At 50.2% G+C, this 25,179-nt stretch carries 22 protein-coding genes; 21 read left to right on the top strand and 1 reads right to left on the bottom strand.

Annotated features, from left to right (window positions below; all coding sequences use genetic code 11):
- Positions 1-107 precede the first annotated feature (107 nt).
- From DW915_RS09565 to DW915_RS09555, 3 genes are read left to right on the top strand one after another with little or no spacing between them, the layout of a single operon-like run.
- Complete coding sequence (locus DW915_RS09565; protein WP_055265795.1) at positions 108-1,388, top strand: adenylosuccinate synthase; 1,281 nt, start codon at positions 108-110, stop codon at positions 1,386-1,388.
- 25 nt (positions 1,389-1,413) lie between these two features.
- On the top strand, positions 1,414-2,106 hold the full coding sequence (locus DW915_RS09560) for a hypothetical protein (protein ID WP_022463142.1): 693 nt from the start codon (positions 1,414-1,416) through the stop codon (positions 2,104-2,106).
- 27 nt (positions 2,107-2,133) lie between these two features.
- Positions 2,134-3,531, top strand: a complete 1,398-nt coding sequence (locus tag DW915_RS09555) for a glycine--tRNA ligase (RefSeq protein ID WP_055265793.1) — start codon at positions 2,134-2,136, stop codon at positions 3,529-3,531.
- Positions 3,532-3,607: 76 nt separating this feature from the next.
- On the opposite strand, the gene arcC is transcribed toward DW915_RS09555, so the two are convergent.
- Positions 3,608-4,537, bottom strand: coding sequence for a carbamate kinase (arcC, locus tag DW915_RS09550; protein WP_055265791.1), 930 nt, complete (start codon positions 4,535-4,537; stop codon positions 3,608-3,610).
- Between the two features lie 197 nt (positions 4,538-4,734).
- On the opposite strand from arcC, the gene DW915_RS09545 reads away from it, so the two are divergent.
- The 18 genes from DW915_RS09545 (at position 4,735) to DW915_RS09460 (ending at position 25,162) form a co-directional block, all read left to right on the top strand.
- The gene (locus tag DW915_RS09545) at positions 4,735-6,210 is read left to right on the top strand and encodes a UDP-N-acetylmuramoyl-L-alanyl-D-glutamate--2,6-diaminopimelate ligase (protein WP_055265789.1); all 1,476 of its coding nucleotides are present in this window, start codon (positions 4,735-4,737) and stop codon (positions 6,208-6,210) included.
- A complete protein-coding gene (gene priA, locus DW915_RS09540) occupies positions 6,207-8,435 on the top strand; it encodes a replication restart helicase PriA (protein WP_118742036.1) in 2,229 nt (742 codons plus the stop codon). The genes DW915_RS09545 and priA overlap by 4 nt, the downstream gene beginning before the upstream one ends.
- A 63-nt stretch (positions 8,436-8,498) precedes the next feature.
- Entirely contained in the window at positions 8,499-8,990 is a 492-nt protein-coding gene (def, locus tag DW915_RS09535) for a peptide deformylase (RefSeq protein WP_055219778.1), read from the top strand.
- 27 nt (positions 8,991-9,017) lie between these two features.
- Positions 9,018-9,989 (top strand): methionyl-tRNA formyltransferase, encoded by a 972-nt coding sequence (fmt, locus tag DW915_RS09530; protein WP_055219781.1) that lies wholly within the window; start codon positions 9,018-9,020, stop codon positions 9,987-9,989.
- An 86-nt stretch (positions 9,990-10,075) separates the two neighbouring features.
- Positions 10,076-10,771 (top strand): zinc metallopeptidase, encoded by a 696-nt coding sequence (locus tag DW915_RS09525; protein WP_022463149.1) that lies wholly within the window; start codon positions 10,076-10,078, stop codon positions 10,769-10,771.
- Complete coding sequence (gene rsmB / locus DW915_RS09520; RefSeq protein WP_330422682.1) at positions 10,761-12,128, top strand: 16S rRNA (cytosine(967)-C(5))-methyltransferase RsmB; 1,368 nt, start codon at positions 10,761-10,763, stop codon at positions 12,126-12,128. Before DW915_RS09525 ends, rsmB begins: the two co-directional genes overlap by 11 nt.
- 3 nt (positions 12,129-12,131) lie before the next feature.
- Positions 12,132-13,172: a 23S rRNA (adenine(2503)-C(2))-methyltransferase RlmN gene (rlmN, locus tag DW915_RS09515; protein WP_055219785.1), complete on the top strand. Its 1,041-nt coding sequence runs from the start codon at positions 12,132-12,134 to the stop codon at positions 13,170-13,172.
- Between the two features lie 30 nt (positions 13,173-13,202).
- Positions 13,203-13,946: a Stp1/IreP family PP2C-type Ser/Thr phosphatase gene (locus DW915_RS09510; RefSeq protein ID WP_022463152.1), complete on the top strand. Its 744-nt coding sequence runs from the start codon at positions 13,203-13,205 to the stop codon at positions 13,944-13,946.
- On the top strand, positions 13,940-16,207 hold the full coding sequence (pknB, locus tag DW915_RS09505; protein ID WP_118742034.1) for a Stk1 family PASTA domain-containing Ser/Thr kinase: 2,268 nt from the start codon (positions 13,940-13,942) through the stop codon (positions 16,205-16,207). The genes DW915_RS09510 and pknB overlap by 7 nt, the downstream gene beginning before the upstream one ends.
- Before the next feature lie 2 nt (positions 16,208-16,209).
- Entirely contained in the window at positions 16,210-17,094 is an 885-nt protein-coding gene (gene rsgA / locus DW915_RS09500; RefSeq protein WP_118742033.1) for a ribosome small subunit-dependent GTPase A, read from the top strand.
- 1 nt (position 17,095) lies between these two features.
- Positions 17,096-17,779: a ribulose-phosphate 3-epimerase gene (gene rpe, locus DW915_RS09495; RefSeq protein WP_022463156.1), complete on the top strand. Its 684-nt coding sequence runs from the start codon at positions 17,096-17,098 to the stop codon at positions 17,777-17,779.
- 34 nt (positions 17,780-17,813) lie between these two features.
- The gene (locus DW915_RS09490; protein ID WP_147342458.1) at positions 17,814-18,467 is read left to right on the top strand and encodes a thiamine diphosphokinase; all 654 of its coding nucleotides are present in this window, start codon (positions 17,814-17,816) and stop codon (positions 18,465-18,467) included.
- 124 nt (positions 18,468-18,591) lie between these two features.
- Entirely contained in the window at positions 18,592-19,689 is a 1,098-nt protein-coding gene (ychF, locus tag DW915_RS09485; protein WP_022461456.1) for a redox-regulated ATPase YchF, read from the top strand.
- A gap of 206 nt (positions 19,690-19,895) precedes the next feature.
- The gene (gene lgt, locus DW915_RS09480) at positions 19,896-20,771 is read left to right on the top strand and encodes a prolipoprotein diacylglyceryl transferase (RefSeq protein ID WP_022461071.1); all 876 of its coding nucleotides are present in this window, start codon (positions 19,896-19,898) and stop codon (positions 20,769-20,771) included.
- Between the two features lie 323 nt (positions 20,772-21,094).
- A complete protein-coding gene (mraZ, locus tag DW915_RS09475) occupies positions 21,095-21,526 on the top strand; it encodes a division/cell wall cluster transcriptional repressor MraZ (RefSeq protein WP_022461070.1) in 432 nt (143 codons plus the stop codon).
- Positions 21,527-21,555: 29 nt separating this feature from the next.
- Positions 21,556-22,494, top strand: a complete 939-nt coding sequence (rsmH, locus tag DW915_RS09470; RefSeq protein WP_055265773.1) for a 16S rRNA (cytosine(1402)-N(4))-methyltransferase RsmH — start codon at positions 21,556-21,558, stop codon at positions 22,492-22,494.
- Between the two features lie 29 nt (positions 22,495-22,523).
- The gene (locus DW915_RS09465) at positions 22,524-23,033 is read left to right on the top strand and encodes a hypothetical protein (RefSeq protein WP_022461068.1); all 510 of its coding nucleotides are present in this window, start codon (positions 22,524-22,526) and stop codon (positions 23,031-23,033) included.
- Positions 23,034-23,107: 74 nt separating this feature from the next.
- Complete coding sequence (locus DW915_RS09460) at positions 23,108-25,162, top strand: peptidoglycan D,D-transpeptidase FtsI family protein (protein WP_055265771.1); 2,055 nt, start codon at positions 23,108-23,110, stop codon at positions 25,160-25,162.
- The last annotated feature ends 17 nt before the right edge of the window (positions 25,163-25,179 follow it).

Below are 25,179 nucleotides of genomic sequence, written 5' to 3'. Positions count from 1 at the left end.
TTTTATAAGTAATAATAAGTTTTACTTATGAAGAAAACATGGTATACTATGCATAAACGGCCGAAAAAAAGAGGCCGCAAGTATACGTTGAATTAGGAGGATGTCACATGATTAAGGCAGTAGTAGGAGCAAACTGGGGAGACGAGGGAAAAGGTAAGATTACCGATATGCTCGCAAAAGAGGCAGACATTATTGTCCGTTTCCAGGGTGGTGCGAATGCAGGCCATACCATTGTAAACAACTATGGAAAGTTTGCACTTCATACCCTTCCATCCGGCGTATTTTACAGCCACACAACAAGCGTAATCGGAAACGGTGTTGCACTCAACATTCCGGTTCTGATCAAAGAGTTAAATGAGATCGTTTCGAAGGGAGTGCCGGCACCGAAAATCAAAATTTCCGACCGTGCACAGATGGTAATGCCGTACCACATCTTGTTCGATCAGTATGAGGAAGAGCGTCTGGGCGGAAAATCCTTTGGTTCCACCAAATCCGGTATCGCTCCGTTCTACTCAGATAAATATGCAAAAATCGGTTTCCAGGTAAACGAGCTGTTCGACGATGAGCACCTGAAAGAGAAACTGAAATCCGTATGCGAAACCAAGAACATTCTGCTCGAGCATCTGTATCACAAACCGCAGTTAAATCCGGATGAGATCTATGCAGAGCTGATGGAATACAAAAAAATGGTTGAGCCATACGTATGCGATACTTCCGCATTCCTGTGGAACGCGATTCAGGAAGGCAAGGAGATCCTGCTTGAGGGTCAGCTTGGTTCCTTAAAAGACCCGGATCACGGAATTTACCCGATGGTAACTTCTTCTTCCACACTGGCCGGCTACGGCGCAGTAGGAGCAGGTGTTCCGCCATATGAAATCAAGAAAATCGTAACCGTATGCAAAGCTTACTCCAGCGCAGTAGGAGCAGGTGCTTTCGTTTCCGAGATCTTCGGCGATGAGGCAGATGAGCTCAGAAGACGCGGCGGAGACGGCGGAGAGTTCGGTGCAACCACAGGCCGCCCGAGACGTATGGGATGGTTCGACTGTGTTGCTTCCCGTTACGGCTGCAGAATGCAGGGTACCACCGATGTAGCGTTCACCGTACTTGACGTACTTGGCTATCTGGATGAGATTCCGGTCTGCACAGCATACGAAGTAGACGGAAAAGAAATCCACGATTTCCCGAACACCAGCATTCTTGAGAAAGCAAAACCGGTTCTGAAAACCCTTCCGGGATGGAAATGCGATATCCGCGGCATCAAGAAATACGAGGATCTGCCGGAGAACTGCAGAAACTACATCGAGTTTGTAGAGAAAGAAATCGGATTCCCGATCACCATGATCTCCAACGGACCGGGAAGAGACGATATCATTTACCGCAATAAATAATTCAGGCGGTTTTTAGAGGATTTTTATGAAAAAAGCAGGACAGCTTCTCGCAGTTCTGACAGCGGCTTCCGTGCTGCTGTCGGGCTGTGAGAAGTTAAAAGATGTGACAACGACATCTGTCTATGTGAGCAAAAATGGTGTTGTGACAGAAGCCATTGTGGAAGATTACAGCAAAGACGATGATTACACGGAAGACGAACTGAAGGTCTTTGTGGAGGATGACATCAAAAAATTCACAGAGGAGCGCGGCGATGCGGATTCCGTGAAGCTGGAAAAATGCCAGATCAAAGAGGACAAGGTGGAGATCCGGATGGAATACGGAGATTACCAGTCCTACGCGGATTATCACGGAGCAGAATTTTTCGCAGGCACGCTGGATGAGGCAGAAGAAGCGGGATATGATTTTTCCGCTTCCTTTGTCGATTCTAAAGGCAATGAGGTTTCAGTCGAAGATGCGGTCAAAGGCGTTAAGCATGTACGCGTGATTGTCTGCGAGGAGCCGCTGGAAATCGTAACGGAAGATCCGGTGCTCTGCGTTTCCGGTACAGCCGTGATCAAAGGAAAAAACACGGTGGATACGGCCGGCGAGTGGACCACAAAGTCCACAGAGAGTGCTTCTGCGTCATCATCAGAGCAGACTAAGACAGAAGAAACAGAGCAGGAATATGAGCAGGACGTTCTTCTTGCCAGTCCTGTTATTGTTGTTTATGGTAAGTAAACAAATAAAATAGAGGAGTAACTAACTATGGAAAAGACAATGGACAAAATTGTGGCAGTAGCAAAATCCAGAGGTTTTGTATATCCGGGTTCCGAAATTTACGGCGGCCTGGCAAATACCTGGGATTACGGCCCGCTCGGTGTTGAACTGAAAAACAACGTGAAAAAAGCATGGTGGCAGAAATTCGTCATGGAGAGCCCGCACAACGTAGGCGTTGACTGTGCGATCCTGATGAACCCGCAGACATGGGTAGCTTCCGGTCATCTCGGCGGATTTTCCGATCCTCTGATGGACTGTAAGGAATGCCATGAGCGTTTCCGTGCAGATAAACTGATCGAGGATTTCTGTGAGGAAAAAGGCATCGAAATCGAAGGCGGCAGCGTAGATGCATGGTCTCAGGAAGAGATGAAAAACTTTATTGAAGAGCATCAGATTCCGTGTCCGTCCTGCGGAAAACACAACTTTACCGATATCCGTCAGTTCAACCTGATGTTCAAAACCTTCCAGGGTGTTACAGAGGATGCGAAGAACACCGTATATCTTCGTCCGGAGACTGCACAGGGTATCTTCGTAAACTTCAAAAACGTACAGCGTACTTCCAGAAAGAAAATTCCGTTCGGAATCGGTCAGATCGGTAAATCTTTCCGTAACGAGATTACACCGGGTAACTTCACCTTCCGTACCCGTGAGTTCGAGCAGATGGAGCTGGAGTTCTTCTGCGAGCCTGGCACCGATCTTGACTGGTTCCAGTACTGGAGAGGCTTCTGCATCAACTGGCTGAAGAGCCTCGGCATGAAAGACGAAGAGATGCGTGCAAGAGACCATTCTCCGGAAGAGCTGTGCTTCTACAGCAAGGGAACAACCGATATCGAGTTCCTGTTCCCGTTCGGATGGGGCGAGCTGTGGGGAATCGCAGACCGTACCGATTACGACCTGACTCAGCATCAGAATGTATCCGGACAGGATATGACCTATTTCGATCCAGAGAAGAACGAGAAATACATCCCGTATGTTATCGAGCCGTCTCTTGGTGCTGACCGTGTCGTTCTGGCATTCCTGTGCAGCGCTTATGACGAGGAAGTTCTCGACGCAGAGAAGAATGATGTTCGTACCGTGATGCATTTCCATCCGGCACTGGCACCGGTAAAAATCGGTGTGCTTCCGCTTTCCAAGAAGCTGAACGAGGGCGCTGAGAAAGTCTTTGCAGAGCTGTCCAAGAAATACAACTGCGAGTTTGATGACCGTGGAAATATCGGAAAACGGTATCGCCGTCAGGATGAGATCGGTACTCCGTACTGCATCACCTACGACTTCGATTCCGAGACCGATGGTGCTGTTACCGTCCGTGACCGTGACACCATGGAGCAGGAGAGAATTAAAATTGAGGATCTCGATGCTTACTTTGCAGATAAATTTACTTTCTAATCTGGCTTTTTAGTCCGGAAAAAGAGTAGAAAAAAAGGATTCCCACTCGAGGGAATCCTTTTTTGTATACTTTGTATTACTCAATAATCGTACCTGTTTTTCCCTGGAATCCGGCGAGTGCGGAATCAATGGAAGTGATGACTGCGGTACGGCCGATGCCTTTCTCGAGGAAAGAAACAGCTGCTTCCATCTTCGGCAGCATGGAGTTTTCTCCGAACTGGCCTTCTGCGATGTATTTCTTCGCGTCAGCAACGGTGATGTGCTCCAGCGGTTTTTCGTCCGGGGTACCGTAGTTGATGGAAACGTTTTCCACGCTGGTCAGGATCATCAGCATGTCTGCGTTCAGCATTTCTGCCATCAGGCCGCTGGTGAGGTCTTTTTCGATGACTGCGGATGCACCCTTTAACTCTTCATTCTGCGGGAGAACCGGGATTCCGCCGCCGCCTGCTGCGATGACAACCTGTCCGGCATCGAGAAGAAGACGGATGGAGTCGATCTCTACGATATCCTGCGGCTTCGGAGCAGCAACGATTCGGCGGTAGCCGTCCTCGGTTTTCGTTACGTAGTTTCCTTTTTCTTCCTCTGAGTCAGCCTCCTCTTTGGTAAGCGTACGGCCGATCAGTTTGACCGGATTGTTGAAGGCATCGTCGTACGGATCTACTTCAACCTGTGTAAGAATCGTGGATGTGGTTTTGAAGATTCCCCTGCGGAGAAGCTCAGCACGGATGGCGTTCTGCAGGTCGTAGCCGATGTAGCCTTCGCTCATAGCGGAGCAGACAGACATCGGGGCTGCGCTGTAGTCGGTGTGCATTTTGCCGAATTCATTCATCGCCATGTGGATCATGCCGACCTGCGGCGCATTGCTGTGGGTGATGACAACATCAGCGCCGGCAGCAACGAGATCTGCGATTACTTTTGCGGAACGTTTTACGGCTGCTTTCTGTTCCGGCAGCGTCGTTCCAAGAGCTTTGTGTCCCAGTGCAACAACTATTTTTTTTCTTTTCATTGGAAGATACCTCTCTTTGCAGTTCATAGATTTTGATACGAAAAAACCAGGCATCAATATAAAACTATTATAAAGTTTATGGGGGCAAAAATCAAGAAGAAACCGACATTGCGCACATTGAAATGTTTTTCGGACTATGGTATTCTATAAAAGTATCTGAGTCGTAGGGATTTGAAACGTGAAAGGGAGGTCCCGGCATGAAAAACATGCGCACGTTACAAAAACGGATCGCATATCAGCTCCAGCAGGGCAGTCTGGATGCGGAAGTTACAGGAATCACATGCGACAGCAGAAAAGTACAGCCGCAGAACGTGTTTGTCTGCATCCGCGGAAACAGGATGGACGGGCACGTATATGCAGAAGAAGCAGTCGAGAGGGGCGCTGCTGTCCTGGTTGCGGAGCGGGAACTGGAAGGGATTCCGGAAAAGGTAACCGTACTCGTAGTAAAGGACAGCAGAGAAGCACTCGCACAGCTTTCCTGTGCCTGGGAGGACGATCCGGCGCAGCACCTTGTGACAATCGGAGTGACCGGCACGAAGGGAAAGACGACGACGGCATATATGATTTACGAAATCCTGCGAAAAGCAGGGATCCGCGCAGGACTCATCGGAACGATCGAGACGAGGATCGGGGAAAAAAGCATTCCGTCAGAAAATACAACGCCGGAGCCTGTTGTGCTGCAGAAGCTGTTTTCTGAAATGATGCGGGAGGGCTGCACCCATGTTGTGATGGAGGTTTCCTCGCAGGCGGAAAAACAGCACCGGTGTGATGGATTTACGTTTGATTACGGTGTGTTCACCAACATTGGAAACGACCACATTGGCGCCGGGGAGCATGCATCGTTTGCAGAATATCTGTCCTGCAAAAAGAAGCTGCTTCGCACCTGCAGAACCGGAATTGTAAACCGGGATGACAAAAGGTTTCCGGAGATCATAAGGCAGAGCACCTGCCGTCTGGTGACATTCGGATGCAGGGAAAAAGCTGATTTTATGGCAGCAGATGCAGCACTCGATCAGGCGCCCGGCGTGCTCGGTGTCTCATACCGGGTGCAGGGCGCAGCGGATTTTCCGGTACGGGTAGATCTGCCGGGTCTGTTTTCCGTTTCCAACTCGCTTGCCGCCATTGCGGTCTGCGCGCAGATGGGAATCCCGGAAAAGGCGATGCAGGAGGCACTTTCCGCAGTCCGCGTCCGTGGGCGGTGTGAGGCAGTTCCGGTGTATCCGGAAATGACGCTTCTCATTGACTACGCACACAATGCGATGAGCCTCGAAAGCCTGTTAAAGACACTGCGGAAATACCATCCGAAGCGCCTGATCTGTCTCTTCGGCTGCGGCGGAAACCGCGCGCGGAACCGGAGATTCCAGATGGGAGAGGTGTCGGGGCGTCTGGCGGATCTGACCGTCATCACCTCGGACAATCCGCGGGATGAGGAACCACAGGCGATTCTGGACGATATCCGGACGGGAATCGGGAAAACAGAAGGCGCTTTCGTTGAGATTGCAGACCGTAAGGAGGCGATCCGGTATGTGATCGAAAACCGGCAGCCGGGCGATCTCGTGGTGCTCGCGGGAAAAGGCCACGAAACGTATCAGATCCGGAAGGGGAAACGGTACGAGATGGATGAGCGCGTGCTGATCCGGGAAATACTGGAAGAAAGTAAGGGGAATGTATGAGCAGCGTTTACGCTGATGTAATCGTAGATATCACAAATGAAAAACTGGACCGGACCTTTCAGTACAAGGTTCCGCCGGAACTGACAGGGGAGATCGGTCCGGGAACGGCGGTACAGATTCCGTTTGGAAACGGAAACCGTACGATCACCGGCTATGTGCTTTCCGTCGGAAACGAGCCGAAATATCCGCAGGACCGGATGAAGGCCATCCTTGCGGTACAAAAGGATGCGGCGACTGTAGAGACGAAGCTCATCGCGCTCGCCGCGTGGATGCGTCATACGTACGGATCGACGATGATCCAGGCGTTAAAGACGGTGCTTCCGGTCAAAGTAAAGGCGCGCGGGAAAGAAACCCGCGAAATTGCGCTTCTTGCAGATCCCGCAGAGTGTGAGGAGCTGCTGGAAAACTACAGAAAGAAAAATTATAAAGCGAGAATCCGTCTCTTAAACGCGCTGCTGGCCCAGCCGGTTCTTCCAGGGCCGGTTGTGAGCAAGGAACTGAAAATCACGGCAGATACGCTGCACGTGATGGAAGAGCAGGGCGTGTTGGAAATCCGCCGTACGAGCACCTGGAGAAATCCGGTATCCGATGCGGCAGGAAGAACAACTGCGGGAAAACCAAACGAACAGCAGCAGGCCGTGGTGGACGGCATTCGAAAGGAATGGGAAGGGCAGAACCGCCCCTGCCTGATCCGCGGTGTGACGGGAAGCGGCAAAACGCTCGTCTATATGGAGCTGATGGAGCGAGTGCTGAAGGAAGGAAAACAGGTGATCGTGCTGATCCCGGAGATTGCGCTGACGTATCAGAACGTGGAGCGGTTCTGCGCACGGTTTGGAACAAGGGTCACGGTGGTCAATTCGCGGATGACACCGTCCGAGCGCGCCGACCAGATGGAGCGCGCGCGGCGCGGGGAGGTCAGTATTATGATCGGTCCGCGTTCCGCACTCTTTGCACCGTTTCCGGATCTGGGGCTGATCGTAATCGATGAGGAGCATGAAACCTCCTATAAAAGTGAAGTGACGCCGCGCTACCATGCAAGGGAGACCGCCGTGCGCCGCGCCGGGCTGGAGCATGCCCATGTGGTGATGGGTTCGGCAACGCCGTCGGTGGATGCTTCTTACGCCTGCGAGACGGGAGCGTACGCGCTGTTCCGGATGGATGCGCGGTACGGAAATGCAGCACTTCCGTCCGTATGGATCGCGGATATGCGGGAAGAATTACAGATGGGAAACCGTTCGATTCTGTCCGGAAAACTGCGGGAAGAGATCGAAAAACGGCTTGAAAAAAAGGAACAGGTTGTACTGTTTCTGAACCGCAGAGGCTATGCGGGCTTCGTCTCGTGCCGTGCATGCGGCCATGTGATGAAATGCCCGCACTGCGATGTATCACTGACAGCACACAATAACGGAAAGCTCGTCTGCCATTACTGCGGTTATGAAACACCGCAGGTACATGCGTGCCCGTCGTGCGGTTCCCCGTACATCGGCGGCTTCCGTGCCGGCACACAGCAGATCGAGCAGAACGTGAAAAAGCTGTTTCCAAAGGCACGCGTTCTTAGGATGGACGGCGACACGACAAAAACGAAAAACAGTTATGAAGAAATCCTGTCCTCATTTGCGGCGGGGGAGGCTGATATCCTGATTGGAACCCAGATGATCGTAAAAGGCCACGATTTCCCGAATGTCACGCTGGTGGGAGCGCTGGCGGCGGATCTCTCCCTGAATGCAGTCGATTACCGTGCCGGGGAGCGTACGTTCCAGCTGCTGACGCAGGCAGTCGGCCGCGCCGGAAGAGGCGAAAAGCCGGGAATGGCAGTCATTCAGACGTACCATCCCGAACATTACAGCATTCAGACGGCGGCAGAGCAGGATTACGGGACATTTTATGAGAAAGAAATGGACTACCGCCGTCTGATGGGATATCCCCCGGCGGCGGAGCTTCTGGCGATCCACGGAGCCGGGGAGGATGAAGCGCATCTGACGCAGGCGATGGAATACATTCGCAGATATCTCATCCGCATCCGGGGAAACCGCGAAGTCCAGATCATCGGCCCGGCAAGTGAGGCAGTGTCGAAAATCAATGACCTGTACCGCATGGCCGTGTATGTACGCGCGCCGCAGGAAGAGGTGCTGGCAGAGCTGCGGGAAAAACTGGAGCGGTATATCGAGATTAACAAAGGCTTCCGTACCGTTTATTTACAGTTTGACTTCAGCAGAAAGTATTAGTTTTTTCATACTATTTACACATAGATTATTTATAATAGAAGAGCAAAAGAAAGGAAAAGAATTATGGCAATCAGAGAAATCAGAGTCGTAGGCGACCGCGTATTAACAAAAAAATGCAGACCGGTGGAGAAGATGACACCAAGAATCAGCGAGCTGATCGACGACATGTTTGACACCATGTATGAGGCAAACGGTGTCGGCCTTGCCGCACCGCAGGTCGGCATCTTAAAGAGAATCGTAGTCATGGATGTGGATGGAACCCCACATCTTCTGATCAATCCGGAAATCCTGGAGACTTCCGGAAGCCAGACAGGAGCAGAAGGCTGCTTAAGCCTTCCGGGAAAATCCGGTACAGTAACCCGTCCGAATTACGTAAAGGTAAGAGCGCTGGACCGCGACATGCAGCCGTTTGAACTGGAGGGAACCGAACTTCTTGCCCGCTGCATCTGCCACGAGTGCGATCACCTCGACGGACATATGTATACAGAAAAAGTAGAAGGCGAACTCTGGGACAACACGTACGATGAGTATGAGGAGTACGAGGACGAAGAGTAAGTCTTAAAATAAAGGAGATGACTTCAGATGAAAGTGGTATTTATGGGAACCCCGGATTTCTCCGTGGGAACACTTGAGGCACTCGTGGAGGCCGGTTATGAGATCACAGGCGTTGTGACCCAGCCGGACAAACCGAAGGGCCGCGGAAAACAGATGATGCCGACACCGGTGAAAGAGGCAGCCGAAAAACACGGCCTTCCGGTCTATCAGCCGCGCCGCGTGCGGGATGCAGAGGCGATCGAGGAGATCCGGAAAATGGAGCCGGATGTGATCGTTGTCGTTGCATTCGGCCAGATTATTCCAAAAGAGATTTTGGACATGCCGAAATACGGATGCATCAACGTTCATGCATCCCTGCTTCCGGCTTACCGCGGAGCAGCGCCGATCCAGTGGGCTGTCATGAACGGCGATGAAGTGAGCGGCGTAACCATTATGAAGATGGATGAAGGCCTCGACACAGGCGATATGCTGACGAAAGTGGAAGTTCCGCTTGCAGCAGATGAGACCGGCGGCAGTCTCTTTGACAAGCTCGCCGCAGCCGGAGCAAAACTTCTGGTGGAGACACTTCCAAAACTTGAAAAAGGCGAAGTGACACCGGAAAAACAGCCGGAGATAAGCACTACAGAGTATGCGCGGATGATCAAAAAAGAAGACGGAAAGATCGACTGGACGAAGAGTGCCGTTGAGATCGAACGTCAGATCCGTGCGATGAGCCCGTGGCCGAGTGCTTTTACAAAAGTAAACGGAAAGAACCTGAAAATCTGGGATGCCAAAGTCATTGCCATGTTCGGCGGCGATCTATTCTCGAAAATTCCGGGACAGAATCCGACGAAGAGTGCCGGAAAAGTCTGGGTGGCAGATGAGACAGGTCTCCATGTAAAGACGGGAGACGGCATTCTGGTGATCGAGGAGCTGCAGCTCGAAGGAAAGAAACGGATGAAAACCGCCGATTTCCTGCGCGGCTATGCGATCGAGCCGGGTACCAGACTTGGCGAATAAAAGAGAAAAAGCAACCTGAAGTTAAGGCGGGGAACTGCACAGCGGTGTGATGGCTGCTGTGCCTGAGAAAAAAGGAGAAAAACGATATGGGACTTTTTTATGACAGTACGTATCTGCTGGTGATTCTTGCCGCACTGATTTCCATGGCGGTATCCGCCCGCATGAACACGATTTTCAGCAAATATCAGACCGTCCGCTCGTACAGCGGCATGACGGGACGCGAGGCGGCGATGCGCATTCTGCATCAGGCCGGCATCTACGATGTGACCGTCCGCCACGTATCCGGTAAACTGACCGATCACTATGATCCGCGGACAAAAACCGTGAATTTATCGGATGCGGTTTACGATTCAACCTCGGTCGCAGCGATCGGCGTCGCAGCGCATGAGTGCGGCCATGCCGTACAGCACAATACGGATTACGTGCCGCTGAAAGTAAGAAGCGCCATTGTTCCGGCAGCGAATCTTGGATCCCAGCTTTTCTGGCCGCTGTTCCTGATCGGACTGATTTTCAGCCTTCCGATGCTGGTGAAAGCCGGTATCTGGCTGTTTGTGCTGGCACTGGCATTCCAGGTGGTAACACTTCCGGTCGAGTTCGATGCGTCGAGAAGAGCATTAAAAATGCTCAGTGAGGGCGGTATGGTGACAGAGACGGAACACGACGGAGTCAAGAAAGTACTCTGGGCTGCAGCCATGACATACGTGGCAGCGGTGATCGGTTCTCTGCTGCAGCTGCTCCGGCTGCTGATTTTATCCGGAGCATTTAGGAGAAATGATGACTGATACAATCAATACAAGAGAGCTGATTATGAACATTCTGCTTGAGATGGACAGGGAGAAAACGCCCTGCCATCTTGCTGTAAGGGACGCCCTCGATAAATACCAGTTCCTGCCGCGGCAGGACCGTGCGTTTATCAAGCGGGTCTGCGAGGGAACCGTGGAATACGGCATCCAGAATGACTACATCATTAATCAGTATTCCAAAATCAAGATCAACAAATGCAAGCCGGTGATTCGTGCGATCTTACGGATGTCGGTGTACCAGATCCGTTTTCTTGACGCAGTACCGGATTCGGCAGTCGTCAATGAGGCGGTGAAACTGGCGGAAAAGAAGCATTTTTACAATTTAAAGGGCTTTGTCAACGGCGTTCTGCGCACGATCGTGCGGGAGAAAGATCATCTGCCGATGCCGAAGGAGAACAATACTACGCAGTATCTTTCCGTGAAATACTCCATGCCGGAATTTCTGGTTGAGGAGTTCGTATCCCAGTACGGAAAAGAAACGGCAGAAACGATGATGGCGGATTTCCTGAAAGAAAAACAGGTGACGATCCGTATCAACCACTGGAACAATACGCTCGAGGAGACGAAGAAAAGCCTGGAAAGCCAGGGGGCAGAGCTGGAAAAAGCGCCGTATCTTGGCGAGGCGTTCTATCTGAAAAACTTTGAGACGATCGCATCACTGAATGCCTTCCAGAAAGGCCGGTTCCAGATTCAGGATGTGAGCTCCATGATGGCGGCGCATCTGGCGGATCCAAAGCCGGGTGACCAGGTGCTGGATCTCTGCGCGGCACCGGGCGGAAAGAGCCTCCATGCAGCAGATAAAATGAGAAATCAGGGATGCGTGGAAGCGCGTGATCTCACCGAATACAAGGTCGATCTGATCCGGGAAAATGTGCAGAGAGCAGGTGTTTCCTGCGTCGTGCCGAAGGTAAAAGATGCGGAACAGCTCGATGCAGAATGGATCGGAAAAGCGGACGTTGTGATTGCGGACCTGCCGTGCACCGGATACGGCGTCATCGGCAGAAAGCCGGATATCAAATATTACGCTTCAAAAGAAAAAGAAGAGGAGCTGGTACGGATTCAGCGGGCAATCCTTGCAAATGCCGCATCGTACGTAAAGCCGGGCGGCACACTGCTGTACAGCACATGTACCGTCAACAGAAAAGAAAACAGCGAGAATGCCGCATGGTTTCTGGAACAGTTCCCGTTTGAAGCAGTCAGTCTGGATGAACTGCTGCCGGATGAGCTGAAAAGCGGAGAAACGGCCAAAGGACAGCTGCAGCTGATCCCGGGGGTACACAAGACAGACGGATTTTTCCTTGCAAAATTCCGGAAAACAGAGGAAGGACGGGCGTAACAGATGGATATTAAATCAATGACCTTAGACGAATTAAAGGACGCCTGCCAGCAGATGGGAGAAAAGCCATTCCGTGCCAAACAGTTATACGACTGGATGCATCATCGTCTGGCGGGCAGCTACGATGAGATGACGAATCTCTCGCTTGCCTTCCGGGAAAAATTAAAGGAACAGTATCCGCTTACCTGTCTCGAAAAAGTGCAGGTGCAGGAGTCCAAAATCGACGGAACGAGAAAATACCTGTTCCGCCTTAGCGACGGCAACGTGATCGAGAGCGTCTGGATGAAGTACCACCACGGAAATTCCGTCTGCATCTCATCCCAGGTCGGCTGCCGGATGGGCTGCCGCTTCTGCGCGTCCACAATCGGCGGACTCGTGCGGTGCCTGACTCCGTCGGAGATGCTCGACCAGATTTACCGGATTCAGGAGGACACCGGGGAGCGGGTCTCCAATCTGGTTGTCATGGGAACGGGTGAGCCGATGGACAATTACGACAATCTGGTGCGCTTCGTACGGCTGCTTTCGAGCCAGGAAGGACTCAACATCAGCCAGAGAAACATCACCGTTTCCACCTGCGGAATCGTGCCGAATATGTACAAATTGGCAGATGAGGGACTACAGATCACCCTGGCACTTTCCCTTCATGCGCCGAACGATGAAAAGCGCCGCGAGCTGATGCCGATTGCCAATAAATATTCCATTGATGAAATTCTCGATGCATGCCGCAATTACTTTGCAAAAACAGGCCGTCGGATTACATTTGAGTACTCTCTCGTTGGCGGGAAAAATGACAGCGAAGCCGATGCAAAAGAGCTTTCCGCGCGGATTTCGGATATCAACTGTCATGTAAATCTGATCCCGGTCAACCCGATCAAAGAGCGCGATTACGTGAAATCAACGAAAAAAGTCGTAGAGAATTTCAAAAATAAACTTGAAAAATACGGAATTAATGTTACTATTAGAAGGGAAATGGGCGCCGATATTGACGGAGCCTGTGGACAGTTAAGAAAAAGTTTTATCGATAAATCAAACGAACAGCCGTAAAAAGCGGCTGTCAATACAGGAGAAAAAAGCATGAAGGTATTTTCTGCAACCGATATCGGACAGAAACGGACGATGAACCAGGATTTTGTGTTTGCCTCCGCCTCTCCGGTCGGAAACCTTCCGAACCTCTTTGTCGTTGCAGACGGCATGGGAGGCCATAACGCGGGCGATTTTGCTTCGCGTTACGGTGTTTCTGTACTGGTGGAATCTGTAAAAAGGGATACGAATTTCAACCCGGTGCGGATCATTCGGCATGGAATTGAAGCAGCAAACAGCCAGATTTTTGAGCAGGCAAAACGAGATATATCCATGGAAGGCATGGGTACGACGATGGTAGTAGCTACGGTTGTCGGCAACTATGCCTACGTTGCAAACGTAGGAGACAGCAGGCTGTATCTGGCAGCAGATGGCACGTTTGACCAGGTGACGCAGGACCATTCCCTGATCGCAGAGATGGTGCGCCTTGGAGAACTCACTCCCGAGCAGGCGCGGAATCACCCGGACAAAAACATTATTACCAGAGCAGTAGGCACACAGGATACCGTAAAGATTGATTTCTTTGACATTCAGCTTGAAGAGGGCAATCAATTGGTGATGTGCTCGGACGGCCTTTCCAACATGGTAACGGATGAGGAGATTTTCGAACTCATCTGCCGAGAAGACGGTGAGGACAAGGCGAAACGTTTAATTGATAAAGCAAATGCAAATGGCGGCAGAGACAATATCGCAGTCATTGTCGTTGAACCATTTACAAACGAGGTGAAAGAATGTTAAAAGAGGGCGTTATTTTAGGAGAACGATATGAGATCATAAGCCGGATCGGTTCCGGCGGTATGGCTGATGTCTACAAAGCAAAAGACCACAAGCTGAACCGCATGGTGGCCGTCAAGGTTTTAAAACCGGAATTCCGGGAGGATAAAACCTTTATCCGCAAGTTCCGCACGGAGGCACAGGCCGCAGCAGGACTGTCCCATCCGAATATTGTAAACGTGTACGATGTCGGGGAGGACCGCGGCGTTTACTATATCGTCATGGAGCTTGTCGAGGGAATTACTCTGAAGGATTACATTGACCGCAAAGGGAAACTGAGCGTAAAAGAGGCAACCAGCATCGCCATTCAGGTTTCCCTTGGTCTTGAAGCAGCACACAACCGCAATATTGTACACCGCGATGTCAAACCGCAGAACATCATCATTTCCACAGACGGAAAAGTAAAACTTTCCGACTTTGGTATTGCAAAGGCAACTTCTTCCAATACGATCAGTTCGAACGTTATGGGAAGTGTACATTACAGCTCTCCGGAGCAGGTGCGCGGCGGATATTCGGACTATAAGAGTGATATCTATTCCCTTGGCATCACCATGTACGAGATGGTAACCGGAAGAGTGCCGTTTGACGGCGATACCACCGTTGCCATCGCAATCAAGCATCTGCAGGAGGAGATTGAATCTCCATCCAAATATACCCCGAACCTTCCGTTCGCACTGGAGCAGATCATCTTAAAATGTACCCAGAAGAGCCCGGACCGCCGTTACAATAACATGGCGGAGCTGATCGACGACTTGAAGCATTCGCTGATGGAGCCGCAGGGCAATTTCGTAAAAGTAACTCCGTTAAGTTCTCACGCCGAGACTGTTATGGTATCCGCAGAGGAGTTAAGCCAGATCCGTTCCGGCGCAGCAGCAAAGGCAAATGCGCAGACGGCAGAGGAGCCGGCCCGCAAGCGCTACAGCAAGATCGAGGATGAGGAAGAGGACGAAGATTACAGCTACGAGGACGAAGAAGACGAGGATGAGGACGAAGAAGAGGATGACCGCGATTCCTACGATGAGGATGACGACGATTCCTACTACGACGATGACGACGACGATGACAAAGCCGGAAACAAACTCGAAAAGATCATCACAATCGGCGGTTTTGCGATTGCAGCCATCATCATCTGCATGCTGATCTACTTTATTGCACAGGCAGCCGGCATTGTCGGCGGAAAAGGACCGACCGCAGCTTCTTCCAGTTCCGCATCATCTTCGAGCAGCACGGAAGTTGTTTCTTCCAGCAGCAAAGAAGAGGAAAAAGTAACCGTTCCGGATCTGACCAATAAAACCGAGGCAGATGCAACCGCACTGGCAAACAGCCTGAAGCTTGGTGTAGTCAACGGCGGAACCGAGGCATCGGATGTCATTGAAGCAGGAAAGATCTGCCGCCAGGATCTGAAACCGGGAACGAAAGTCGATAAAAATGCAACGATTACGTATTATGTAAGCTCCGGAAAAGAAACTGTAACGATTCCGACCGGCATTGTGGGAACACAGAAAGACGCTGCAAGCGCTGCTCTGACCCAGCTTGGACTTCAGGTTTCTACCACAGAGGATTTCAGCGATACCGTTGCCGAAGGATACGTAATTTCCGTTGATCCGGCCGAAGGAAGCCAGGTTGCACCGGAATCCACCGTTACCCTCGTTGTCAGCAAGGGATCAAAGGACGCGGAAGAAATTGCAATCCGTGATGTAATTGGTCTGGATGAGGAAACTGCAAAATCAATCCTGAGCGATTTCAATATTATTGTAAAAACAGGAACCAGCAGCAAGGTGGCCGAGGGTGAAGTCATGGAGGTTGACCCGGCAATCGGAACCAAAGTAAAGAAAGGTTCTGACGTTACGATTTATGTCAATAGCCCGAGTGCACAGCCAACGACGCCGGATGAGAATACACCGACCCCGACACCGGCAGAGCCGGGCGCAAATACCGCTACGGATGTTACCTGGTCCTGCAGCCAGACCTTAAGTGCGCCGGATCAGTATCAGGGTGGTATTGCAAAAATTGAGCTGATCCAGGATGATGGGAACGGAAACGAGACCTCCATCACCATCATGGACGGACAGGCCATTACGAGCTGGCCGTATTCTGTCAACACCAACTGGAGTGCTTCATCGTCTGCTTCTTCTACCGGAAGAATCGTCTTCTATGAGATGGATTCGAGCGGAAGTTATCAGGCAATTGCACAGTACCCATCGGTTCCGTTGAGTGAAGGTTGAGTATGACAGGAAAGATTATGAAAGGAATTGCCGGATTCTACTACGTAGACGTGGAAGAATCCGGCATTTATGAGTGCAAAGCAAAAGGAATTTTCCGGAAGGAAGGCCAGAAACCGCTCGTCGGAGACCTTGTGGAAATCGAGATTCTGGATGAAGCGGAAAAAACAGGAAATATGACCCGGATTCTGCCGCGAAAAAATGAACTGATCCGTCCGGCAGTAGCCAATATCGATCAGGCGCTTGTGATTTTTGCGCTGGAAAATCCGACTCCGAACCTGACGCTTCTGGACCGTTTTCTTGTGATGATGGAACAGCAGAACGTTCCGACGGCAGTTTGCTTCAATAAAAGAGATCTTGCAGGGGAAGATTACACAGACCATCTGCGAAGCGTCTATGAGAACTGCGGTTACCGTGTCTTTACGGTGAGTGCAGCGAAAGAGCAGGGCATGCAGGAAGTGGAAGCATACCTGAAAGGGAAAACAACGGTGGTAGCCGGTCCGTCCGGCGTCGGAAAATCTTCGATCACAAACCGGATGCAGAAAGAAATCCAGATGGAGACCGGAGAGATCAGCAAAAAGCTGAAAAAAGGAAAACACACGACGCGCCATTCCCAGATGATCCCGATCGACCATGAGACGTATCTGTGCGATACGCCGGGGTTCAGCTCGCTTTATACAACCGATATGGAAAAAGAGGAGCTGAAAAACTTTTTCCCGGAATTTCATCCGTACGAAGGAAAATGCCGTTTCCTCGGCTGCATCCACGGAAAAGAGCCGGGCTGTGCCGTTAAAGAGGCACTGGAACAGGGAAATATCAGCAAAGAAAGATTTGAAAATTATACCATGTTCTATGAAGAACTGAAAGAACAGGAAAAGAGGAGATACTAGCATGAGCCGAGTATATCAGTTGGCACCTTCTATTTTATCCGCAGACTTCAACCGTCTCGGAGAACAGATCCAAAGGGTAGAGAAAGCAGAGTGCCGGTGGCTTCATATCGATATTATGGATGGAATGTTTGTACCATCCATTTCGTTTGGAATGCCGGTGGTAAAGTCGATCCGAAAAGAAAGCAGTCTGTATTTTGATGTTCATATGATGGTAAAGGACCCGGAGCGGTACGTAGAAGAATTTCAAAGCTGCGGGGCGGATATGATCACGGTTCACGCGGAGGCATGCCGCGATCTGGCAGAAACCGTGAAAAAGATTCATGAAACAGGCGCAGATGCCGGAGTTGCCGTAAATCCGGATACGCCGCTTTCTGCGGTTACGGACGTGATGGATCAGGTAGAAATGATTCTGATTATGAGCGTTTATCCTGGCTTCGGCGGCCAGAAGTATATCCCGGAGTCGACGGAGAGGATCCGTACGCTCCGCAGAATGCTGGATGAAAAGGGACTGGAGCATGTGCACATTCAGGTCGATGGCGGCATCAACCGCGCGACCATCGATGAAGTCCTTGCGGCAGGTGCCAACATCATCGTGGCAGGCTCTGCTGTATTTGGCAGCAACATCGAGCAGAACGTGCGCGAGCTGCAGGAAAAAATTTCTTCATACAGCAAAAAGGCAGAATAAGATACAAAAAGACAGAAAAAAGAGGCAGGGAAACGTGAGAACATGTATTATTTCGGGAGGGATGATCGAACCGGATTTTGCCTTCCCATATCTTCAGAAACAGCAGTTTGATATTATCCTGGCAGCAGACCGGGGACTGGAGTTCTGCTACCATTACCAGATTATGCCGACGTATATTCTGGGAGATTTTGACAGTTTATCTCCGGAGATTTTAAATTATTACAAGGAGAACCATGTCGCACCGATCCGGGAATTTAATCCCATGAAGGACAATACGGACACGGACATCGCATTTCAGCAGGCGATTGTTCTGGGAAGCAGTGAAATCACGATCCTCGGAGCAACAGGGGGAAGACTCGACCATTTCTTAAGTATTGTGCAGAACCTGAAAACGGCATGGGAGAAGAAAATTCCGGCTTACATTGTGGACAGCCGCAATCTGATTACGATTCCGGTGGAAACTTCGTTTGAAATCCGGAAAGAAGAGCAGTTCGGAAAGTACGTTTCGTTCTTCCCGCTGGAAAAGGAAGTCGCATCCATCACCCTGGAGGGCTTCGCCTACCCGCTCGACCATCACTATCTGCCGAATACTTCGGGTGGTCTGTGCGTGAGCAATGAGATCGTCGAGGAGACCGCGCATGTATCGTACGAGGGCGGCATTCTTCTGATGGTACAGTCAAGAGATTAAAATCCATTGAAATCAAAGAGCCCGTGTGCTATAATTTATAGTTGCATTGGGCTCTTTTTGTGCATAAAAAGAACCCGAACAGAAAAAGAAGCGAAAAATAAAAACAAAGGAGATATAGATTACTATGAAATTAGGTATCGTGGGCCTTCCGAACGTCGGAAAAAGTACACTTTTCAATTCCCTGACTAAAGCAGGAGCAGAGAGCGCAAACTATCCGTTCTGTACCATTGACCCGAATGTCGGCATCGTGCCGGTTCCGGACAAGCGTCTGCAGCAGCTCGGAGATTTCTATCAGTCCAAGAAAGTAACACCGGCTGTCATCGAGTTCGTTGACATCGCAGGTCTTGTAAAAGGTGCATCCAAAGGAGAGGGACTTGGAAACCAGTTCCTTGCCAATATCCGTGAGGTAGACGCTATCGTTCACGTTGTCAGATGCTTCGAGGATCCGAACGTTATCCACGTAGACGGCAGCATTGATCCGCTCCGTGATATCGAGACCATCGACCTTGAGCTGATCTTCGCCGACCTTGAGGTACTCGAGCGCCGTATTTCCAAAACTGCAAAATCTGCAAGAATGGACAAAGAGGCAGCAAAAGAGCTCGAATTCCAGGAGCGTCTGAAAAAACTGCTCGAGGACGGAAAAGATGCCATCCTGATGGAGCTGCAGAACGAGGACGAGGAGAAATGGATCGCAGAGTACAACCTGCTGACCAGCAAACCGGTCATCTACGCAGCAAACGTAGCAGAGGATGATCTCGCTGACGACGGTGCAAACAACTCCTATGTACAGTCCGTCCGCGAATATGCAAAAGAGCACAACAGCGAAGTATTCGTCATCTGCGCCGAGATCGAGGCAGAAATCTCCGAACTCGAAGAGGATGAGAAAAAAATGTTCCTCGAGGATCTTGGTCTTACCGAGTCCGGTCTGGAAAAACTGATCGCAGCAAGCTACCGTCTGCTCGGCCTCATGAGCTTCCTTACAGCAGGAGAGGATGAGACCCGTGCATGGACCATCAAAGTCGGAACAAAAGCACCGCAGGCAGCCGGAAAAATCCACACCGATTTCGAGCGCGGATTCATCAAAGCCGAGGTTGTCAATTATCAGGATCTGCTCGACTGCGGTTCCTACGCAGGAGCAAGAGAGAAAGGCCTTGTGCGTATGGAAGGAAAAGATTACATTGTCCGCGACGGCGATGTCATCCTGTTCCGTTTCAACGTTTAACACCAGTAGACAAGAAGTCCCCCGCTTCTAAAGCAGTGGGATGAATTGTTAAAAGAAACATAACGGCAGTGGCGGGCGGAGAGAAATCGGTATCCTCCACTGACATGAGGCAAGTCACAGTCGAACTATTTTCGACATGTCAGACTCCGTGAAAATACCGACTGTGAGTTGAAACAATGAACTGAAAATCAGAGAGAATAAAATCTATGGATATGGAAATTAATTTCCCCAATCTCGGGATTTATCTCGATCATGTGGGAAAAAACATCAGTATTTTCGGATTTTCCATTGCCTATTACGGCATTGTGATCGTAACCGGTATGATGATTGCGATCTGGATTGCCCAAAGAGAGGCAAAGCGGACGGGGCAGAACCCGGAGCAGTACCTCGATCTTGCGATGATCGGCATCGCAGCCGGTATTCTCGGGGCACGGATTTACTACGTTATATTTGCCTGGGACTATTATAAGGATGATCTTTTGAGTATTTTCAACATCCGCCAGGGCGGACTTGCCATCTACGGCGGCATCATCGGTGCCTGCATTGCGGTGGTGATTTACAGCAGAAAGAAGAAACAGAACTTCAGCCTTCTGATGGATACCGCGAGCATGAGCATCGTGTTCGGTCAGATTATGGGACGGTGGGGAAACTTCTTTAACCGTGAGGCATTCGGTGACTACACTAACAACCTGTTTGCGATGCAGCTTCCGGTTTCCGCGGTCCGTGCCAATGAAATCACACAGAAAATGTGGGATCATGTGGTGACGGTAAACGGCGTCGAGTATATTCAGGTGCATCCCACCTTTTTATATGAAAGTTTATGGAATGTGGGTGTCCTGCTTTTTCTTTTCTGGTTTCGGAAAAGAAAAAAATTTAACGGCGAAGTGTTCCTGATGTATCTGATAGGATATGGCCTTGGAAGAATCTGGATCGAGGGACTCCGCACCGACCAGCTTCTGCTTCCGGTGGTGGGACTTCCGGTTTCCCAGCTCCTTTCGGGGTGCCTTGTGGTGGGATGTACCATCCTGGTGGTATGGAAACGAAAAAAATTATCATCCGGTGGGGAGACAGCCCATTCTTAAGGATAAAACCAGTGAAAAAAACAGAATAAAAATACAGAAAAGGGGAAAACCGGCAAAAAAGGTTTTCTCTTTTTTGATACAAAATTGGTATAAAAAAGGCGGAAAATGCGCATAAAAATGTTGCATTTTGGGGAAAATCTTAAAAATGAAATAGAAAAAAGACCTTGCTATTTTCCCTGAGTTGATATAGAATAAAAATATAAGTGGTAGAAAGTGGTGAAAAGTGGTGCGTTGTGGAGCGGATGTGGCAGTCTGGCTGCGGCGCGATACATGAAGTGGTGCGTGGGGAGACCGCCATTTCAGGTGATAAGAGGGTTTTCATTATGTTCATGGGAGAGTACAGTCATACGATTGACGCGAAGGGAAGATTGATCATACCGTCCAAGTTCAGAGAACAGCTGGGAGAAGAGTTTGTACTGACGAAGGGATTGGACGGATGCCTTTCCATTTACCCAAACGACGAATGGGCTGCCTTTGAAGAGAAGCTGAGAGCCTTACCACTTACAAACAAAAACGCCAGAACTTTTTCCCGTTTCTTTGTAGCAGGTGCTACGTCATGTGAACTGGACAAGCAGGGGAGGATTCTCGTACCGGCAACGCTGCGGGAATTTGCTGGTCTGGAAAAAGATGTAGTCCTTACCGGAAATATCAACCGGATTGAAATCTGGAGCAAGGAAAAATGGAACGAAAACAGCAATTATGATGATATGGATGCCATCGCCGAATCAATGGAAGAGATGGGCATTGTGATCTGATCTGTTTCGTTGGGATACAGGAGATGACCATGGAATTTTCGCATACATCAGTATTACTGAAGGAAACCATTGAAAACCTTAAGATAAAACCGGACGGAATCTACGTGGACGGGACGTTGGGAGGCGCTGGACATTCCAGTCATATATGTGAGCGCTTATCTGCCACGGGGAGATTAATAGGCATAGATCAGGACGAAGCTGCGATAGCTGCTGCGGGTAAACGCCTGGAACCATTTCAGAACCAGGTCACGATTATCCGCAGCAATTATTGCGATATGGTTCCGCGTCTTGCCGAAATCGGAGTCACCGGGGTAGACGGAATCCTGCTGGATCTTGGAGTTTCATCCTATCAGCTGGATAATGCAGAGCGTGGATTCACATACCGTGAGGATGTTCCGCTGGATATGCGGATGGATCAGAGAAATGCTCTTTCCGCGTACGAAGTCGTGAACGATTACAGTGAAGAGAATCTTTCGCGTATTCTCCATGAATATGGAGAAGAGCGTTTTGCAAGAAAAATTGCACACAATATATGCGTAAGCCGGCAGCAGGCGCCGATTCGAACAACTGGGGAGTTAATCGAAATCATCAAGCGCTCGATTCCGGCAAAAATAAGGGCGACGGGCGGCCATCCGGCCAAGAGAACCTTTCAGGCAATCCGTATCGAAGTGAACCAGGAACTTACCGTTCTGTCGGAGTCACTGGACGGCATGATTGATCTCTTAAATGACGGTGGAAGACTTTGTGTCATCACCTTTCATTCTCTGGAAGACCGTATCGTAAAAAACATTTTCAGAAAAAACGAGCATCCATGTACGTGTCCGCCGGAATTTCCGGTCTGTGTATGCGGAAAGAAGTCCAAGGGAACCGTAGTAACTCGGAAACCGATCTTGCCGGGAGAAGAGGAAATGGAAACAAATCCCCGTTCCAAGAGCGCAAAACTGCGCGTCTTTGAACGAAAAGTGTGACGGCTCGGCACGAAGGAGACAGAGAAGTTATGGCCAGACGGGCAGATGGAAGGGTAAATTCGACAGATAGAACGAAACGTTATACGCCAGATACGTTTGAGGACGGAAGTGCGGTACGGCGTCTTGCAGCACAGCCGCAGGAAGCACCAAAAGAAGCACGGCCTCTGAAATCGGGTGTGAGCAGCCAGACAAGAAGAAACCGGGCACGGGCGACACAGATCAGCGCGGGCTACGCTGTTTTTCTTGCCATTGTCTGCACACTGTGTATCGCGGCGTGTGTTGCGTATGTCAAGTTGCAGACCGTGGTTACCACGCAGGCGGAAGACATTACCAGCAAAGAAAAAGAATTGAGCGATCTGAAGGCGGACAATGACGCCTATTACAATACAACGGTTGCCTCCGAAGATCTTGAGGCAGTCAAAGAAGCAGCACAGAACCGGCTCGGCATGAAATATGCAGATGAGTCCCAGGTAATTTATTTCGATGATTCAGAAAACAGCTATGTGAGACAGTATCAGGATGTTCCGGATGCGAAATAGGTGAAAACGTGAGTAAACAGAAAAAAAATAAAAAACGAAGCGGGGCATTCCGGAGACGGAAGACAAGTGGGCGTATGAGCAGAAAACTGGTAGCACTCTTTTTGGGAGTGATGCTGGTTTTTGTTGCTTTAGCGATTGACATTACGTATGTGAATGCCACAAAGGGAGAAAAATACGAAAGACAGGTTTTAAGCCAGACGCAGCAGTCCTACGACAGCAGGACAATTCCATTCCAGCGGGGAAGTATCACCGACCGGAATGGAACGATTCTGGCAACGAGTGAGAAGGTTTACAACGTTATTCTCGACTGTAAACTTGCCAATACGACGGTAAAAGATGAAGAAAAGAACGATACCCATCCGTACGTCGATCCGACCGTAGCAGCACTGGTTGAATACTTCGGACTCGACGAGACGGATATCCGGGATCGTCTGACCGGCGAAACGACAAAAGAAAGCCAGTACCAGGTTCTCGCCAGAGAGGTCTCGATGGACGCGAAAAAAGCGTTTGAGGCCTATGTGGACGAGTACGCGGACAAAAAGAACAAGGAGCTCGATGAGAACGAGCAGGCGGAAAAAGCATACCGTGCCAACATCCGCGGCGTCTGGTTCGAGGAATCCTACCACAGAACGTATCCGTTAAATTCACTTGCCTGCGATCTGATCGGCTTTACGTATTCAGGAGACACGGCAGACTGGGGAATCGAAGGGTATTATTCCAGTATCTTAAATGGCGTGAATGGCCGCCAGTTCGGCTATTACAACGAAGATGCGGATATGGAACAGACGATCATCGAGGCGCAGCCGGGCAAAAACGTGGTTACGACGATTGATGTAAATATTCAGAAGATCATCCGCACGGCGATCGAGAATTACAATGAGCGGATTCATGTCCAGAACGGCGCGGACGAATCGGACACTGAGACGAACCGTCAGACAAAAGCGGCAAAGAATATCGGCGTTGTCGTGATGGATCCGAACAATGGAGAGATTCTTGGTATGGATTCTTCCGACTGGTATGACCTGAACAATCCAAGAGATCTGACACAGTTCTATTCGCAGGAAGAAATTGATGCGATGAACGATAACGAGACAATGGAGGCTTTGAGTGCCATCTGGAAAAACTACTGTATTTCCGATGCATATGAGCCAGGTTCCACGGCAAAACCGATGAACGTGGCGGCGGCATATTCCCTCGATGTAATCGATGATGATACCCTGTTTGACTGTGAGGGGTTTGAGACGATTGCAGGGCAGATGATCCGCTGCGGAGCTTATCCGGGAACACATGGCGTACAGACACCGGCCGATGTACTGAAAAACTCCTGCAACGCTGGTATGATGCAGATCGGACAGAAGATGGGAGCAGCGGAATTTCTCCGCTATCAGGATATTTTCGGTTTCGGCAGTCTGACAGGAATTGACCTGCCGGGTGAGGCGTACGGCCTGGTTCACACGGAGGATACTATGGGACCGACCGAGCTTGCAACGAGTACATTCGGACAGGGCTATACCGTGACGATGGTACAGCAGGCAGCTGCGTTTTCCTCTCTGATCAACGGAGGCAATTATTACCAGCCGCATGTGATGAAGACGATCACGGACAGCACAGGAGCCGTTGTTGAGAGCAATGAGCCGAATCTGGTGCGTCAGACGGTTTCCGCGGAAATCAGCGATAAAATGAGAAGTTTCCTCCAGGGAGTCGTGACCGATGGAAGCGGCCAGAGTGCAAAGGTTGCCGGTTACACGATGGGAGGAAAAACAGGTACTGCACAGAAGTATCCGCGAGGCAATGGAAAATATCTCGTTTCCTTTATCGGATTTGCACCGGTAGAAAATCCGAAAGCTGTTGTTTATGCGATTGTGGACGAGCCGGATGTAGAAAATCAGGCGAACAGTGTGCTGGCACAGGAGATCGTAAAAGAGATCTACACAGAACTGCTGCCGTATTTGAACGTATTCCCGGATGATACGGACGGTGTGACGGGCGAAGGCTCCGAGACCGGAACGGATGATCCAAACGTAGCGGCACCGGTACAGGAAGACGATACGGAAAACAGTGCTGAAAACAGCAATATCGAGAACGGCGGTCTGACAAACGCCGAGCTGGATCTCATCAATGAAGAGTAAAAAAACATAAAAAACAA

The organism is Blautia sp. AM42-2 (assembly GCF_003480245.1).
Lineage (GTDB): Bacteria > Bacillota > Clostridia > Lachnospirales > Lachnospiraceae > Fusicatenibacter > Fusicatenibacter saccharivorans.
Note: the sequence above shows the minus strand (reverse complement) of the source record. Positions and strands in the feature narration are given on the sequence as shown.